This window comes from Bacillus sp. z26 (assembly GCF_058313635.1).
In genome coordinates this window covers 135,180-152,561 of sequence record NZ_JBZFQM010000005.1, presented here as the reverse complement: position 1 = coordinate 152,561, position 17,382 = coordinate 135,180, and the positions used below count along the sequence as shown (strand labels likewise).

Below are 17,382 nucleotides of genomic sequence, written 5' to 3'. Positions count from 1 at the left end.
CTACAAGAAAGGAGTTGCAACCTTGGATTTGGATAAATTTTTAGTACACGGTGGCCCGTTAATCTATGGCGCAATGGTCAGTATTGTCGCTGTGTCCCTGGCTATCGTTATCGGCTTGACTTATTTTAAGAAATGGCGCTGGCTTAAGGATGAATGGCTTACCACTGTTGATCATAAACGTATTGGGGTTATGTATATTCTCTGTGCTTTAGTTATGTTATTCCGTGGCGGTGTCGATGGCTTATTAATGCGTGGGCAGTTGGCTAAGCCTGAAAATGGCTTGCTTGATGCACAGCATTATAACGAAATATTTACAACGCATGGTGTTGTTATGATTTTGTTTATGGCTATGCCTTTTATTATCGGTTTAATGAATATTGTTGTGCCTCTTCAAATTGGTGCACGTGACGTTGCTTTTCCTTATTTAAACGCAATCAGCTTCTGGTTATTCTTTGCCGGAGCAATGCTATTTAATATCTCTTTCGTTATTGGTGGATCACCGGATGCCGGCTGGTCAGCCTATTTCCCGCTTGCAGGTATTGAATTCAGCCCAACTGTTGGGAATAACTATTACAGTATTGCGATTCAGATTGCCGGTATTGGAACACTGCTGACTGGTGTTAACTTTATCGTTACGATTTTAAAAATGAGAGCACCTGGTATGACAATGTGGAAAATGCCAATGTTCACTTGGTCTATTTTAATCACTAGCATCATTATCGTTTTTGCTTTCCCTGTTCTAACAGTAGCTCTAGCGTTGATGATGTTTGACCGTTTGTTTTTCACACAATTTTTCACTATGCAAGATGGCGGAATGGATATGCTGTGGGCCAATCTATTCTGGGTTTGGGGCCATCCTGAAGTATATATCGTTATTCTTCCTGCTTTTGGTATATTCAGTGAAGTTATTTCAACATTTTCAAGGAAAAATCTGTATGGCTATAAATCGATGGTATTCAGTATGCTTGCCATCTCTGCCCTATCCTTTACTGTATGGGTTCACCATTTCTATACAATGGGTCAGGGAGCAATGGCAAATAGCTTCTTCTCGATTACAACGATGTTAATTGCTGTACCGACAGGGGTTAAGATATTTAACTGGCTTCTTACGATGTATAAAGGGAAAATTGAAATCACCACACCAATGCTTTACGCCCTTGCTTTTATACCAATCTTCACCTTTGGTGGAGTGACAGGTGTTATGCTGGCAATGGCAAGTGCGGATTATCAATACCATAATACGATGTTCCTTGTAGCCCATTTCCACTATGTTTTAATACCAGGTACCGTGTTTGGCGTACTGGCGGGCATGTACTTCTGGTTCCCTAAAATATTTGGTTTCAAATTAGACGAGAAATTAGGAAAAATAGCATTCTGGATTATCTCTATTTCATTCAACGTTACATTCCTCCCTCTATTCGCATTGGGACTTAAAGGAATGAACCGTAGAATGTATACGTACTCTGAAGAAACTGGGTATGGACCTTTGAACCTTATCGCATCAATAGGTGCTGCTGGTTTAGCAATTGGTTTCATCGTTCTTGTTTATAGCTTCTACTGGAGCTTCCGTTATGCTCCAAGATTAGCAGGAGACGCAGATCCATGGGGTGGCCGTACACTGGAATGGGCAACAAAAACTCCTGTTCCTGCCTATAACTTTGCCATCACACCGGAAGTAGACTCTGTAGATTCCTGGTGGGATCATAAAAAAGGTACACATAATCTGTTTACACGGAAAATTGAAGAAATACACATGCCAAATAGTGACTTTAAGCCGTTTCTCATGGCTGTATGCTTCTTCTTCTGGGGATTCTTCATGGTATTCAGTATGTGGATTCCGGCGATTATCACGGCACTTCCAATTATCTATTTAATGTTTGCACGTTCCTTCAACGATGATCATGGATTCCATATATCTGTTGAAGAAATTGAAGAAGAAGAAAGAAAATTGCGAGGTGAGACAAAATGAAAATAGATGCCTCTCAACCACTGGAATATAGCACTGAACAAAATCAGCTTAAAATATTGGGCTTCTGGATTTTCCTTGGAGCCGAGATTGTCTTATTTGCTACACTGTTTACTGTCTACTTAGTACTTGAAAATCGTACGGGAGACGGACCTGCCGGGAGCGATATCTTCGCTCTTGGGGGAGTTTTAGCTGAAACGTTTATTCTTTTGGCAAGTAGCTTTACGATTGGAATTGCTATTCACGCTATGCGTATGGGCATGAAAAAAGCAATGATGGTTATGTTCTCGATTACGCTTGTCCTAGGATTAGCTTTCCTAGGTATTGAGATTTACGAGTTCTTCCATTATGTACACGAAGGAGCATCCATCCAAACAAGTGGCTTTACGTCCGCATTGCTTACATTGCTTGGAACACACGGGGCTCACGTAACTGGTGGGATTCTATGGGGAATTGCAATTCTGATTCAAGTAAGCAGACGCGGGATCAATCACCTTACAGCTAACAAAGCATTTATTTTTTCTCTGTACTGGCACTTCCTGGACGTTGTCTGGATTTTCATCTTCAGCTTCGTCTACCTGAAAGGACTGATGTAAAATGGCTAAGTTATTCCCTAAAGAGCATATCATTGGATTTTTATCATCCATCGCTCTGACAGTGGCAGCATTATTAGTTCTTTTCCTGGATGTATCATTCGGAATTAAAATGGCTATTTTGCTTATCACTGCTTGCCTTCAAGCAAGTTTACAACTTTTCCTATTCATGCATATCAATGAATCTAAGGAAAGAAGGACACTTTATACCAATATCCTTTATGCATTATTTGTAGCCGCAGTTACCATCTTCGGTTCCATGTTCGTCTTGCTTTGGGATTGGTGAAATACAAAACCTAAATGAAACGGACAGTGAGTTTATTCTCTCTGTCCGTTTTTCTATTTACGAGTTTGCTTTAGTCAGAGAACCCATTCCTTCCCCGTCTTCCTTGTTGGTTTTCTTTATCATAAATAAATGATAATGAATCAGTAGAAATAATCTTCGTTTTCTAGATTGCATGCCAACACCAAGCATGCTTCTATAAACTACCATGTATTCATTTAAAAAATTCTTTTATGATGGAACTATATGACACAGGAGTGATTGTATGAAAATATCTCTAATAAATAAAGAAGGCATCATAAAAGAGACGAAGCTTGGCTTCAGCTGGACCACTCTATTTTTTGGAATTTTCCCTGCATTACTGCGCAAGGATTATAAATGGGCTACGATTATGCTTTTAATATCCATCACGATTAATCTTTTTGCACTTGGATTAGGCGCACTGCTAACAAGCACTGTATTTGCCTTTATCTATAATAAAATCTATATAAAAAACCTACTTACCAACGGCTACCGCCCTGTTTATGCTGCAGATCGGGAAATATTGATAAAAAAACAGCTGTTAGCCGCTTAAAGTTATGATGGTCCCAAATAGCTCAAAGTTTTGTCTTTGGCTTAAGGGACCATTTCTTTAACGTTTCACCCACTCCTCTATTTTCATTGGAAAAACCTATTGATCACCTCAACCACTCTTGCTATCCATCTAAGCTCACAAAAAAATAAATCTGCAACGAGTGATTGACAAAAATAATGCCACCTAATAGAATAAAACAGCTGCTCATATATAGACCAGTCATTATATTCGAAAAGAGGGATTCCATGTGAGTGCAAAAATGGATTCGCGTCAAAAAATTTTAGAGGCAGCTACTCGCCTTTTTAATATACAGGGATATCATGCGACAGGCTTAAATCAAATCCTGAAGGAAAGCGGTGCACCTAAAGGATCTTTATATTATCATTTTCCGGATGGTAAAGAGCAACTGGCCGTGGAAGCAGTCAACAGAATGGCCGTTCAAATTGAAGATGATATTAAGCTGGCAATGAATCAGTATGGTGATGCTTTGGAGGCATTACAATATCATATTGAAAAAATAGCTCAACATTTCAATGAATATGACCTACTTGAAGGGTTACCAATTGGACTATTGGCAGCAGAAACATCCTTAATGAGCGAACCTTTACGCAAAGCGTGCAAGGCTGCATTTGAAGGGTGGGAAACACTTTATTATGACAAAATGATTCAAGATGGCTTTGAACCAGAAAAAGCATACCGTCTAAGTCTGCTGGTTAATTCAATGATTGAAGGAGCCATCACCCGCTCGCTAACAAATTTAAATGGCCAACCTTTACTAAACATCTCTAAATGTCTGCCCGATATAATAAAGAAATAAGCAGACAAAGATGTAGATCCTTAACAGCTTATTATATAGACTGGTCTAGTAATTTACATAATGAAAGGAGAATACTATTTGAGCAATTATCAAGCTGCAAATTTAGAAAACAAACAAATTAAGCCACTTCCAATCGTGATTGCTATTATGATTGGGGCTTTTATTGGACTCTTTAGTGAAACGGCCTTAAATATGGCTTTTACAAACATTATGGATGACTTTCACATTGGTCCCCATGTCGTTCAGTGGTTAACAACCGGGTATTTACTTGTACTGGGGATTCTTGTGCCTATAACAGCATTACTGCTCCAATGGTTTACTACGAAGCAACTATTTAGCGCATCCCTCATTTTTTCAATCGTAGGAACATTAGTAGGAGCTATGGCACCTACCTTTGCCATTCTTCTATTAGCCCGTGTCATTCAGGCTATAGGAACAGGTCTCTTACTACCGTTAATGACAAACGTTATTATGGTTATATACCCGCCTCATAGACGAGGAACAATTATGGGGATGATGGGGCTTGTCATTATGTGTGCACCCGCTGTCGGTCCAACTCTTTCAGGATTGATCGTAGATAGCCTGAGCTGGCAAGCGATTTTCTGGATGTGCTTACCTTTACTTATCTTTACGTTCATATTTGGTCTCATTTATATGCAGAACGTATCAACAATCACGAAACCAAAAATAGATATTCTCTCCATTATTCTGTCATCCATTGGTTTTGGAGGAATCGTCTTTGGATTTAGCAGTGCCGGAGAGGGGGCTGGTTCATGGAGCGACCCGGGTGTACTTGTACCGATCATTGTTGGAGCACTCAGCCTTATCCTATTTTCTTTCCGCCAGTTTAAAATGAAACAGCCAATGCTTAATTTACGCGTATTTAAGTTCCCTATGTTCTCCATTGGACTTTTAATGGTATTCCTGGGGATGATGATCATTTTATCCTCAGCGATTTTATTGCCTATGTACCTAAAGGGCGGACTGTTATTGCCAGCTCTTGCAGCAGGCCTTGTCTTATTGCCTGGCGGTATCGTAAATGGAATTATGTCACCAATTACGGGAAAATTATTTGATACTTTCGGACCAAAATACTTGGTTATTCCCGGTTTTGTCTTAACAACAATATTTACTTACTTATTTACAAACATATCAACCGAAACTACACAATTAACGGTCATCATCATGCACACATGCATGTTTATCGGAGTTGCCATGATTATGATGCCTTCGCAAACAAACGGATTAAACCAATTGCCAAGACAATTTTATCCTGATGGAGCTGCCGTCATGAATACCCTTCAGCAAATTGCAGGAGCGATTGGAACCGCAGTTGCTGTCAGCATCATGTCAGCTAGTCAGGCAAGCTATATGGCTACTGCAGATCCTACTAATCCACTAGCTGTCTCTGAAGCTATGACAGCAGGTGTGCAAAACGCCTTTCTATTTGCGTTTATTGCCTCCATTATTGGATTGGTAGTATCCTTCTTCATCAAACGCGTGGATGTTTAAAAGTGAATAAAATAAGAGGATGGCATTTGCCATCCTCTTATTTTATAAATCTAAAAACATAATAAAATCTCTCTCGTAAATCCTGTCTTTTTCGCTTCACATCGGTCCTGTATGCTTAATCCAGCTTCCTTCATCATGCTATCGATCCGTTCCCCTGTCACAACTACTACCCTGTCTGCGATGCGATTTGCATGCTTTAAAATCGATAATTGTTCTTCAGAAGTCGCTGTATGGCATAAATTATAGGGTAAATCAACGATAGCTGCATCATAGTGCTCCGTAATTTCCTCAATTGCACCTATTTTAATATCACAGCTATATCCAAAATGAGCTACATTTTCCCTGGCTCCGATAGCTGGCAAGGGCTTGATATCACGTCCACAAATCGTAATTCCCATTGATAGGGCCTCTACCAATACATTTCCAATGCCACAGCATGGGTCAATCGCTTTGATACCATCTGGATTGGGAATCGCAATATTAACAACTGCCCTTGCCATTCTAGTACTGAGAGCTGTCGAATACTCACGTGGTTTCTTTTGATGATGCAACCAAACCGCTTCATTTTTTTCATAAATCCCTACATACCATTTACCACCGCAAGTAATGATGCCGAGAACAATATCCGGCTTTTCCAAATTAGCTTCAGCCTGGATTTGCAATCCTATTTCACGTTCAATCTCTCTTCGACGAATGAAGCTTACTTTATCTTCTAAATCATTCGTTTTCACAAATATCGTTTTAAATGTCTGATCAGGGAAGGATAACTCGCCTGCCTTCTGATAAATCGTCTCCAAACTGTCCCCTTCAATGAGAATCTCTATTCTTTCCCTGATAAAGGGGCTTCTGCTTGGATTGATTTTTTTTGGACTTTTAAATACGAGATTTTCAGGATTCGAATTAAACAGTGCCCTGAATTCCATTTTACATAGAGGTTCATCCTCTGAACTGCATCCATACGTATAGATATAAATTGGCTTCACCAATCCTATTCCTTATATTCTTTAGAACAATCACTTAAATAGATTAACAGGCTTATTATAAAGTATTTTAATAGGAAACGAAAATATCATACATATAGTAATGCATATACATCACTTGAAGTAATCTTAAAAATGATTATTGAAGTAGATTATGAATCATGAGGTGTAAGTAACCCTTAAGCCATTGGATGTAAAGATCAGCTGTGCTCCTGGTATACAGAAGCATGTAGCATTGCCAGAAATCCCCCACGCTTTAATGATTTATTTCTTTTAAAACATATAAAAAAACAGGTAGAGAAAACTATTTGTTCCTCTACCTGTTCTAATTTTACATATGATGATGCAGTTCCTTCTCTGATTGCTTGATCAACTTTGCTTGTGGAATTTTGGATAGATTAATCCATTTAATGATGGAAGCCACCATAATGACGAGACCCAATCCAAGCATGATAATAGATAGAATACCATTTAAGACATTATATCCACCGGCATCTGGATTTAAATATACATTCTTAATCATCCAGTATCCCCCGACATTAACCGTTACATATAGATAGGCCAATGGAATTAAACAAGTTAGCATATACCAGCGTTTCTCTGCGATTTTCAAAACAACGGTGGCTCCTACTATCAATCCTATGGAGGCCATCAATTGGTTGGAAACCCCAAACAGAGCCCAGACGGAACTGATATCTCCAGAGAATAATAGATATCCCCAAATAAAGCAGGCCAGTGCACTAGCAAAAATATTAGCTCCGACAGAATCTGTTCGCTTAAGCGGTTTGATAAAGTCTCCAAAGAAATCCTGGATGAGATAACGGGCAACCCTGGTTCCTGAATCAATCGCCGTTAAAATAAATACCGCTTCGAACAGGATTACAAATTGATAGAAGTAGGAAGCCAGGTTTTGGAAGAATGGTACACTGGTAAAGATTTCTGTCATACCGACAGCAAGGGTTACTGCACCACCTGTTCTTCCTTCCAAGTCCATATCTACTGCTTCTTCCAATCTATTTAAATGGACTGTTTCCATTCCTAATGTAGAATAGACTTCAGGAGTAGAATTAATTGCAAAATAATCGCCAGGCTGAAGAGCAACAGCTGCAATTAATGCCATAATGGCTACCAAACATTCTACTAACATTGCACCAAAAGCTATACCTTTGATATCCCTCCAACGGCTAACCATTTTAGGTGTGGTTCCTGACCCAACAAAAGCATGGAATCCCGAGATCGCTCCACAAGCTATCGTAATCGATATAAACGGCCAAACCGGACCGGCCACAATTGGACCGCCCCCATTTATGAAGTCAGGAATAATGGCCGGGAACTCAACAGAAGGGTTAACAATAAATACGCCAATGATGAGTGCGGCGAAAACGCCAATTTTCATAAATGTACTTAAATAATCACGTGGTGCAAGCAATAGCCAAACAGGAAGAGCTGCGGCGAAAAATGCATAGACTGGTAAAATAATAGCAAGAGTGCTTTTTTCAAGTGTTAAGAAATCGCCCAACCACGTCCCCTGAATTTGAGGTCCAAAGAAAATAGCAGCCATAATTAAGATAAAACCAACTGTCGTAGGAATTTTTAAGTTTCCTGTTTTCTTATGATAGATTCCCACTAACATCGCAATCGGTATTGTAATCCCTACTGCAAATGTCCCCCATGGGTTTCTTTCCAGTGCTCCAAGTACAACCAATGACAAACCTGCCATCGTAATCGTAATAATGAATAGCATGGCCAAGCCCGTACAAAATCCTGCTACAGGTCCAAGTTCTTCTTTGGCTACCTCAGATAATGATTTACCATCCCGGCGCATAGAGGCAAAAAGAACAACTGTATCATGAACAGCTCCTCCGATTACCGCTCCAACAAGTAACCAAATCAATCCAGGTAAATAACCAAACTGAGCTGCCAGAATTGGACCAACCAATGGTCCGGCAGCAGCAATGGCTGCAAAATGATGTCCAAATACAACCCATTTATTGGTCGGCACATAGTCCTGCCCATCCTCAAATTTTTCTGCTGGTGTTGGCGTATCATCAGATAACTTCAAAACTTTGTTTGCCATAAACGTCCCATACAGACGGTAGGCGATTAAAAGGATGCAGATAGAACCAATCACTATAGTAATTGCATTCATTTTACTATTCCCTCCTCTTTTTATGTATCTATTAATTGAGACTAATTCTAACCAATGCCACCCTCCCATGTATTCAATCTTTCCATCCTCTAATAAATCGTCTGCTAACATTTTCATTATATTGTAAAATTTGAGAAAAATAAAAAGAAAGCCCTTTCTTAATGAGGCAAATTCATTGGGTACGATTTTATCTTTAAAAGCCTTGACATGCTTTAGTATGAAATTATATTCTTGACTCTATGACTCTGTTAATGTTCAAGAATACTTAGCACTCCTCTCCCTTTAGCGACATCAGTCAAGTTTCTTTCAGAAAACCAAACCTTTCCTGGTTGTCACTTACTCGGAGTTCTGCAAGCCTATTAAACATCAACAGTTCTAATATAGAAAATCTTCAACAAGGAGAATCATTATGTGGTTTATTTTTTCACTTCTAACAGCATTAGCCTGGGGCGGTGCTGACCTATTTTACAAAAAAGGAACAGATAGCAATGACAAGTACAGCCATATAAAAATTATAATCATGGTTGGTCTTGTAATGGGAATTCATGCAACTGCCTATATGATTATAAAAGATATACAGTTTAATCCAATGGATATGATTAAATATTTGCCTGTATCTGCTTTATACATCCTATCCATGGCATTTGGATATATTGGTTTGCGCTATATTGAATTGTCCATCGCTTCACCGATACAGAATTCATCAGGTGCCGTAACAAGTATTCTGCTTTTCATCTTTTTCACTCATGAGCTGAGTATCCTGGAAGTACTCGGGATTATCATCATCACTCTAGGGATTGTCGGAATTGCCGTTCTGGAAAAAAGAGCAGAAGATGAAGCACGTCTACTGAATTCTGAGCATATCGATAAAAAATATCAAATCGGTTTTTTGGCCATCATCTTCCCGATTTTATATTGTATTATTGATGGGCTTGGTACCTTTGCGGATGCCATCTATCTGGATGAATTAAAATTAATCAGCGAAAATTCAGCGTTATTAGCTTATGAATATACCTTTTTCATCTGCGCAGCTGTATCCTTTATCTATCTGCGTTTTATCAAGAAGGAATCCTTCCATGTATTTAAAGAACGGGATAAAGGTATCGCAGCTATTTTGGAAACGGTTGGGCAATTCTTCTATGTTTTTGCCTTGTCATCAGGAAATGCCATTATCGCGGCACCTTTAATTGCATCTTACAGTATCTTTTCAGTCATCCTGTCACGAATCTTCCTAAAAGAGAAGCTGACAAAAAAACAATACATGATCATCGCATTTGTCATTTTCGGTATTATCCTGCTTGGAATTGCGGATGAATTGTAGATTTAAAAAAGTATGTAATTCCGTTCTTGTACGAGCATATCAAGGACCAAATCTTCATTGATTTGGTCTTTTTGTTATGCCTTCCTTCCCTTAACCATAAAAAGAAAAGTATTCAACCGCTCTTCCTATGAATCTGGTAGTATTCTCTTTTGATTTCAAATCCCTTGTTTTGTATCTAATTAATTCGTTTCATCCTTTGGTAATACAAAGTCTCATTCTATTTAATAGACACAATCCATCCCCTTCTTTTTTCCTTATATAAAGCTTTAAAGGCAATTTACCTATATTTTATTTTTACATAGTTTTTATTTTGGAATGGCCTTTGAAGTTTACTTTACAACATCCTCTATAATCACGGTTTCATCAGATTAAACAACTACCTGCAATACGTTTGACAACATATTAATTTAGTGATAGCATTTTTGTCATATCATTTTTCTGAAATTTTATTAAAAATTTAATATAGCATGCATTGATCGCTGTGGATAAAACTATAGCGGGAGCAGCTTCTGGAGAGACTGTATATTTACAGCGCCGAAGGATTCACAATCTCAGGCAAAAGGACAGAAAGGTAACGATTTTTGTTATTCTAGCCCTTTTAGAGATTGGAGACTACCAATCTCTTTTTTTATTGTCCAATCATCAATCGTGAGGTGGGACATTGCATCTAAATAAAGAGAAAGTATGACAATTATCTATTTTACTAGGTGCCTGTTTTAGACATCTAAGAATAAACGGGGGCATGCAACTTGGCTAAACAAGAGTTAAAAAGAGACTTGAAAAATCGTCATGTACAACTAATTGCAATAGGGGGTACTATTGGTACCGGCTTATTTTTAGGTTCCGGAAAATCGATACATTTAGCCGGCCCTTCCATTATTTTTTCTTATTTGATTATAGGGATTGCTTTATTTTTTGTGATGAGAGCCTTAGGAGAATTACTTTTATCCAATTCAGGCTATACGTCCTTCATAGATTTTGCTGCTGAATATCTTGGCCCCTGGGCCGGATTTGTAACTGGATGGACGTATTGGTTCTGCTGGATTATGACGGCCATGGCTGATATTATCGCTGTTGGGTTATATACACAATACTGGTTTGATATCCCACAATGGGTACCTGCCATCATCTGTTTAGTGATTCTTTTAGGATTAAATCTTTTGACCGTCAAACTCTTTGGTGAGTTAGAATTCTGGTTTGCCATTATAAAGGTCGTCACTATTGTTGCACTTATTATCATAGGAATTGTACTCCTTGTGATTGGTTTTGAAACGGATAGCGGAACTGTTTCTATTTCTAATCTTTGGAATCATGGCGGCATGTTCCCGAATGGAATATCGGGATTCTTACTATCTCTGCAAATGGTTGTCTTCTCCTTTGTAGGAGTTGAACTTATTGGTGTATCAGCTGCTGAAACAGCTAATCCGCGAAAGAACATTCCATCTGCTATCAACAAAATACCCGTTCGGATCTTGCTGTTTTATGTAGGTGCTTTATTTGTAATTTTATGCATAAACCCTTGGGATCAATTAAGTGCAACAAGCAGTCCATTTGTGGGGGTATTTGCCTTAATCGGTATTCCAATGGCAGCGGGTATCATTAACTTTGTTGTCTTAACATCTGCAGCCTCTGCTTCAAACAGCGGACTATTCTCAACCAGCCGTATTCTTTACAATTTAAGCAATAACAAAGAAGCGCCTGAAAATTTTTCTAAATTAAATAAACATCATGTACCTAGTCATGCATTATTTACTTCTACAATTGTAGTTTCAATAGGTGCACTGCTTAGTAAGCTGATACCAGAGCAGGCTTTTACAATCGTTACAACAATCAGCGCTATCTGTTTCATTTGGGTATGGAGCATTATTTTGATTTCCCATATTAGATATGTCAAAACAAGGCCTGATTTAAGAGCTTCAACTACATTTAAAGCTCCATTAACACCAGTTATAAATTACGTGATACTCGGTATGTTTGCTTTCATATTAATCGTGATGCTCTTTGCTGCAGAAACACGTTTATCCATGTTGTTGACACCATTATGGTTTATCTTATTGATTGCTTTATATAACTTTCAGAAAAAGAAGAGATCAAGATAATAGCTCATTAATAATAATGCACTCTAATTGTTAAGTATGATCAAACAATTAGAGTGCATTTTTTATCATATACACTGTATGAACGACCAGCAGTCAGTGACTTAATGAAAATTGAGCCCGGCACGATACCAAACTCAGTTAAAATAGTTTAAAGATCTATTTCCTTTATTTATCAATCTCCAGTTGCTCCTTATTCTGCGGTATAATCGCTGTGAAAGGATCGAGATCCACTGTATCTAAAAATGAATTAAAATCAAATTCCAGAATGGCATGATTTATATCAAAAATAGTGATTTTTTGAACGATATCCCCCTCATATACAACTTCTTCACTTAAAATCAAACCAGGATGTTAAATACGTTTTCTATGTACTAAGCCCTCTTAAATCCAATAAAAAGTATAAAAAAAGCAGCCTTACATCCGAATGAATGGAATGTAAGGCTGCCAAAATTTTATTGTATAAAAGGATATTGATTGGAATTATTCATGTTTGTGCATATCGATGACCATACGGCCTTGGATCTTACCTGCTTCCATTTCTTCAAAAATATCATTTACTTCATGCAGGCATCTTGTTTCTACGATTGGCACTACTTTGCCCTCTGCTCCAAATTGGAATGCTTCTTCTAAATCTTTACGTGTACCTACTAAGGATCCAACGATTTGAATACCATCCAATACGGTTTTCACAATAGCCAAATCCATTGTTTCAGGAGGTAATCCTACTGCAACAACTTTAGCAGTGGCACGTACAGAGTTTACAGCTTGGTTAAAGGCAACTTTGGAAACAGCTGTCACGACAGCAGCATGAGCTCCGCCAACTTTTTCTTGGATCCACTCACCTGCATCACCATCAGTTAATGGGTTACATACAAGGTCTGCTCCCACTTCTTTAGATAATGCCAATTTATCATCATTAATATCCACCGCAATTACTTTTGCATTGAATACATTTTTTGCATATTGGATAGCAAGGTTACCTAAGCCACCACAGCCAAAGATAGCAATCCATTGACCTGGTTTAATATCAGAAACTTTGATCGCTTTGTAGCAAGTTACACCTGCGCAAGTAATACTGCTTGCTTGTGCCGGATCTAACCCTTCAGGTACTTTAACCGCATAGTCCGCATCGACGATACATTGTTCAGCCATCGCTCCATCAACTGTGAAGCCAGCATTTTGTACGCTGCGGCAGAAGGTTTCATTTCCTGTCACACAGTATTCGCAAGTTCCGCATCCTTTATAGAACCAGGCAATGCTGACACGATCTCCTACTTTTAAACTTGTCACATCGTCTGCAATTTCTTTTACAATACCGATTCCTTCATGCCCAGGAATTCTTCCCGGAACTTCACCAAAATCACCTTTTGCTACATGCAAATCTGTATGACATACTCCGCAATATTCTACATCAACTAAAGCTTGACCAGGTTGTAATTTAGGTAATTCCTTTTCAACAATTTCCACTTTACCAGGATTCTTTGCACTCACTACAGCTGCTTTCATTCCAATCAATCCTCCGTATGTATATTAGATTGCTCAATGTTTCACATACTTATTATAATTGTGTCTATTCACAAAAGCAATACATATTGAATAATTTAATATAATCAGATTATTATATTAAATACATTTTGAACTATCAGTTAAATTTATAAAATATGAAATATGAGCAGTTCCGAACTTACAATAACTCTGATTATTAAACTCAGGAAGTCAGAGTTGAAAAGTCTAACTTCCTGAGTTTGTTTATTGTGTCGGTCCTTTTTAAAATAATCGTATATTTCTAATTTGATTTTTTATAAGTTAAATAATAGCTCTCCAATTTTATGCTTTTAAATAGCTTACTCTAAGACTAGCGATAAGAATGACCTCTGCGCAATGGGCTCGCAGCCATATGAACTTACAGTTAGAATCCTGCTTATGATTCCTTCCTTTTACTCAAAAACAGATTAACTTCATCAATACTTGGATAAGAGTTCTGAGTACCGCGTTTTGTGACACTTAATGCTGCAAAGGCGGTGGCCATATTAATCGCTTGAACAACATTGCCATTCTGTTCATAATAGTGGGCAAAACAGCCGATAAACGCGTCTCCAGCTCCCGTAGTGTCAATTGCATCAACCCTATATGAATCCACAATATGTGCCCCATTATTGGTGACCCACATCACACCACGGCTCCCCATCGTTACAATGACGTTTTTAACCCCTTCCTCTACCAGGCTGGCTGCAGCAGCTTCAATTTGTTCAATCGTTGAAACAGGCAGACCTGTTAAAATCTCGAGTTCACTTTCATTCGGAACGAAAAAGTCACATTTACATACATAACTATAGTCCAATTTTTTTGTAGCTGGTGCTGGGTTCAGGATAACAGGAATCCCAAGCTCGTTCCCAATTTCTATAGCACGATAAACAGTCTCGAGCGGAATTTCCAATTGAAGAACAATCAAAGAACATGTCTTCAGCTTTTCTTTTGCTTTATCCACATCCTCTGGTAAAAGGTATTGATTAGCCCCTTTTATAATTAAAATACGATTTTTGGAATCCGGGTCAACAAAGATTGGTGCAACCCCACTGGAGGTTCCCGGAACCACCTTCGTAAACTCTGTATCAATTCCATATCGCTCAAGGTTATGAATGGTATTATCTGCAAAGATGTCATCTCCTACTTTTGTTACCATCATTACCTTTGAGCCCAGTTTTGCTGCCGCTACAGCCTGATTGGCACCTTTCCCTCCACAACCCATTTCAAAATCCGGAGCCTCCAGGGTTTCTCCCTCTTTTGGCATTCGATCAATATATGAGATAAGATCGACCATATTCGATCCAATAACTGCAATTCCCATTATTTTTTCCTCCTTATTTTTTCCTCACAGAGAAGATTCTATATACTAATTTTTCAACTATAATATAATACTAAAGGATTATTTTGGTAGATGAAACTGTAAGAATAACTATTTTTTCTATGTTCACAATAATATTCCCTTATTTCATCTTTCTCATATACATGCATTTCTCCTATAATCACAGTCATATTATTTGAAATTTCCTTGAATTAGTCGAATAATAGAAAAGTAAACGTTTACTTGATGATTATTTTTATACCAAAATAGCATCAAAAACCTTACATCTACGAATTTTCAATACGAACAAAGGGGAGAAGTTAACATGATTTATGCAAATCCTAATACGGATGGGGCAGTTGTCCATTTCAAAGAAAAATACGATAACTTTATCGGAGGTAAATGGGTTGCACCGGTTAAAGGTCAGTATTTTGAGAATAAATCTCCAGTAACAGGAGAAGTCTTTACGAAAGCCGCTCGTTCTTCTGCAGAAGATATTGAATTGGCATTAGATGCAGCACATGCAGCTAAAGAAGCTTGGGGGAAAACTTCTACTGCTGAACGTGCTCGTTTATTAAATAAAATTGCTGATCGTTTAGAAGAAAACTTAGAAAAGATTGCTATAGCTGAAACTTGGGATAACGGGAAAGCAGTGCGTGAAACATTGAATGCGGATATTCCTTTGGCAATCGATCACTTCCGATATTTTGCAAGTGCCATTCGTACACAGGAAGGAAGAACTACTCAATTAGACAATGATACAGTAGCTTACCACTTCCAGGAACCACTTGGGGTAGTGGGACAAATCATTCCTTGGAATTTCCCGATTCTAATGGCTGTATGGAAAATCGCTCCGGCCTTGGCAGCGGGCAACTGTATCGTATTAAAACCTGCTGAACAAACTCCTGCCTCCATTATGGTACTCATTGAATTAATTCAAGATTTACTACCAGCAGGTGTCCTTAATGTTGTAAATGGTTTCGGTGTGGAAGTTGGTAAACCACTTGCAACTAACCCACGTATTGCAAAAATCGCCTTTACAGGTTCTACAGCTGTTGGACGTCAAATTATGCAGTATGCCACTGAAAATATCATCCCTGTCACATTGGAGCTTGGTGGTAAATCACCTAATGTCTTCTTCGAAGACGTGATGGATCAAGATGATGAATTTTTAAATAAAGCAATCGAAGGTCTAGTTATGTTTGCGCTAAACTCCGGCGAAATTTGTACATGTCCTTCACGTGCTTTAATCCAGGAATCCATCTATGATAAATTTATGGAACGTGCTTTAGAGCGAGTGAAAGCCATCAAAATTGGGAACCCACTTGATACAGAAGTCATGATGGGTGCGCAAGCCTCTAATGAACAAAAAGAAAAAATCTTATCCTACATTAAACTCGGTAAAGAAGAAGGCGCTGAATGTTTAATCGGGGGAGAAGAAAATGACCTCGGTGAAGGTCTTCAAAATGGTAACTATATTAAGCCAACTGTTTTCAAAGGTCATAACAAAATGCGTATATTCCAAGAAGAAATTTTTGGTCCGGTTCTTGGCGTGACTACTTTTAAAGATTTTGATGAAGCGATGGAAATCGCAAATGATACACTATATGGATTAGGTGCCGGTGTTTGGTCCCGCAGCGGAGATCTTGCTTACCGCGCCGGCCGTGCCATTCAAGCCGGTCGTGTTTGGACAAATACTTATCACCAGTATCCAGCAGGTGCTGCGTTTGGCGGTTATAAATTATCCGGTATCGGTCGTGAAAACCACGCTATGATGCTAGATCATTACCAACAAACTAAATGTTTGTTAGTAAGCTATGATAAAAACGCTCAAGGTTTTTTCTAAAAAGTGAGGTTATCTCTTAAATGGTAGAACGTGTCGTAGCAACCGAAGAAGCACTTCAATTAATAGAATCATTAAAGAGAACCCACGGCTCGATTATGTTTTATCAATCCGGTGGCTGTTGTGATGGATCGGCTCCGATGTGCTATAAGGAAGGCGACTTTAAAATAGGGGATTCAGACATTTACTTGGGTTCTATTGGAGATTGCCCATTTCATATACACAAATCGCAATATGAGTACTGGAAGCATACTCAATTAATCATTGACGCCACTGATGGAAGAGGCGCAAGCTTTTCACTTGATAGTGTAGAAGAGCGTCATTTCATTACGCAGTCTCGTATTTTCTCAGAAGAAGAATACGCTGATTTAAAAAATCAAACAGAAGTTTGAATCAAGCT

The 17,382-nt window shown here is 38.4% G+C and carries 14 protein-coding genes and 1 riboswitch; of the genes, 10 read left to right on the top strand and 4 right to left on the bottom strand.

Annotated elements, in window-relative coordinates; genetic code table 11:
- Window positions 1–22 precede the first annotated feature (22 nt).
- The 6 genes from qoxB (at window position 23) to AC4G3K_RS15170 (ending at window position 5,745) form a co-directional block, all read left to right on the top strand.
- The gene (gene qoxB, locus AC4G3K_RS15195) at window positions 23–1,969 is read left to right on the top strand and encodes a cytochrome aa3 quinol oxidase subunit I (RefSeq protein ID WP_491133834.1); all 1,947 of its coding nucleotides are present in this window, start codon (window positions 23–25) and stop codon (window positions 1,967–1,969) included.
- On the top strand, window positions 1,966–2,562 hold the full coding sequence (gene qoxC / locus AC4G3K_RS15190; RefSeq protein WP_491077867.1) for a cytochrome aa3 quinol oxidase subunit III: 597 nt from the start codon (window positions 1,966–1,968) through the stop codon (window positions 2,560–2,562). The genes qoxB and qoxC overlap by 4 nt, the downstream gene beginning before the upstream one ends.
- A gap of 1 nt (window position 2,563) precedes the next feature.
- Window positions 2,564–2,845 carry a cytochrome aa3 quinol oxidase subunit IV gene (gene qoxD, locus AC4G3K_RS15185; RefSeq protein ID WP_491077866.1) on the top strand — a complete coding sequence of 94 codons (282 nt, stop codon included), beginning with the start codon at window positions 2,564–2,566 and terminating at the stop codon, window positions 2,843–2,845.
- Between the two features lie 262 nt (window positions 2,846–3,107).
- A complete protein-coding gene (locus AC4G3K_RS15180; RefSeq protein WP_491133833.1) occupies window positions 3,108–3,416 on the top strand; it encodes a DUF2628 domain-containing protein in 309 nt (102 codons plus the stop codon).
- 259 nt (window positions 3,417–3,675) lie between these two features.
- On the top strand, window positions 3,676–4,233 hold the full coding sequence (locus AC4G3K_RS15175; protein WP_491133887.1) for a TetR/AcrR family transcriptional regulator: 558 nt from the start codon (window positions 3,676–3,678) through the stop codon (window positions 4,231–4,233).
- 78 nt (window positions 4,234–4,311) lie between these two features.
- Window positions 4,312–5,745 (top strand): DHA2 family efflux MFS transporter permease subunit, encoded by a 1,434-nt coding sequence (locus tag AC4G3K_RS15170; RefSeq protein WP_491133832.1) that lies wholly within the window; start codon window positions 4,312–4,314, stop codon window positions 5,743–5,745.
- Between the two features lie 50 nt (window positions 5,746–5,795).
- Here AC4G3K_RS15170 and AC4G3K_RS15165 read toward each other — a convergent pair whose 3' ends face one another.
- Window positions 5,796–6,668: a TRM11 family SAM-dependent methyltransferase gene (locus AC4G3K_RS15165; protein WP_491077973.1), complete on the bottom strand. Its 873-nt coding sequence runs from the start codon at window positions 6,666–6,668 to the stop codon at window positions 5,796–5,798.
- A 388-nt stretch (window positions 6,669–7,056) separates the two neighbouring features.
- Complete coding sequence (locus AC4G3K_RS15160; protein ID WP_491077863.1) at window positions 7,057–8,874, bottom strand: carbon starvation CstA family protein; 1,818 nt, start codon at window positions 8,872–8,874, stop codon at window positions 7,057–7,059.
- Between the two features lie 409 nt (window positions 8,875–9,283).
- Between AC4G3K_RS15160 and AC4G3K_RS15155 the strand changes: the two genes are divergently transcribed.
- Window positions 9,284–10,195: a DMT family transporter gene (locus tag AC4G3K_RS15155; RefSeq protein ID WP_491077862.1), complete on the top strand. Its 912-nt coding sequence runs from the start codon at window positions 9,284–9,286 to the stop codon at window positions 10,193–10,195.
- 499 nt (window positions 10,196–10,694) lie between these two features.
- Window positions 10,695–10,772, top strand: a riboswitch (glycine riboswitch).
- A 172-nt stretch (window positions 10,773–10,944) separates the two neighbouring features.
- Window positions 10,945–12,294 (top strand): amino acid permease, encoded by a 1,350-nt coding sequence (locus AC4G3K_RS15150; RefSeq protein WP_491077861.1) that lies wholly within the window; start codon window positions 10,945–10,947, stop codon window positions 12,292–12,294.
- Between the two features lie 480 nt (window positions 12,295–12,774).
- Here AC4G3K_RS15150 and adhP read toward each other — a convergent pair whose 3' ends face one another.
- The gene (gene adhP / locus AC4G3K_RS15145; RefSeq protein WP_491133831.1) at window positions 12,775–13,800 is read right to left on the bottom strand and encodes an alcohol dehydrogenase AdhP; all 1,026 of its coding nucleotides are present in this window, start codon (window positions 13,798–13,800) and stop codon (window positions 12,775–12,777) included.
- Window positions 13,801–14,215: 415 nt separating this feature from the next.
- Entirely contained in the window at window positions 14,216–15,142 is a 927-nt protein-coding gene (rbsK, locus tag AC4G3K_RS15140) for a ribokinase (protein ID WP_491133830.1), read from the bottom strand.
- A 322-nt stretch (window positions 15,143–15,464) separates the two neighbouring features.
- Here rbsK and exaC point away from each other — a divergent pair, with 322 nt between their 5' ends.
- Both exaC and AC4G3K_RS15130 read left to right on the top strand, forming a co-directional pair.
- The gene (gene exaC / locus AC4G3K_RS15135) at window positions 15,465–16,985 is read left to right on the top strand and encodes an acetaldehyde dehydrogenase ExaC (protein WP_491133829.1); all 1,521 of its coding nucleotides are present in this window, start codon (window positions 15,465–15,467) and stop codon (window positions 16,983–16,985) included.
- A 20-nt stretch (window positions 16,986–17,005) separates the two neighbouring features.
- Window positions 17,006–17,374, top strand: coding sequence for a DUF779 domain-containing protein (locus AC4G3K_RS15130; RefSeq protein WP_491133828.1), 369 nt, complete (start codon window positions 17,006–17,008; stop codon window positions 17,372–17,374).
- The last annotated feature ends 8 nt before the right edge of the window (window positions 17,375–17,382 follow it).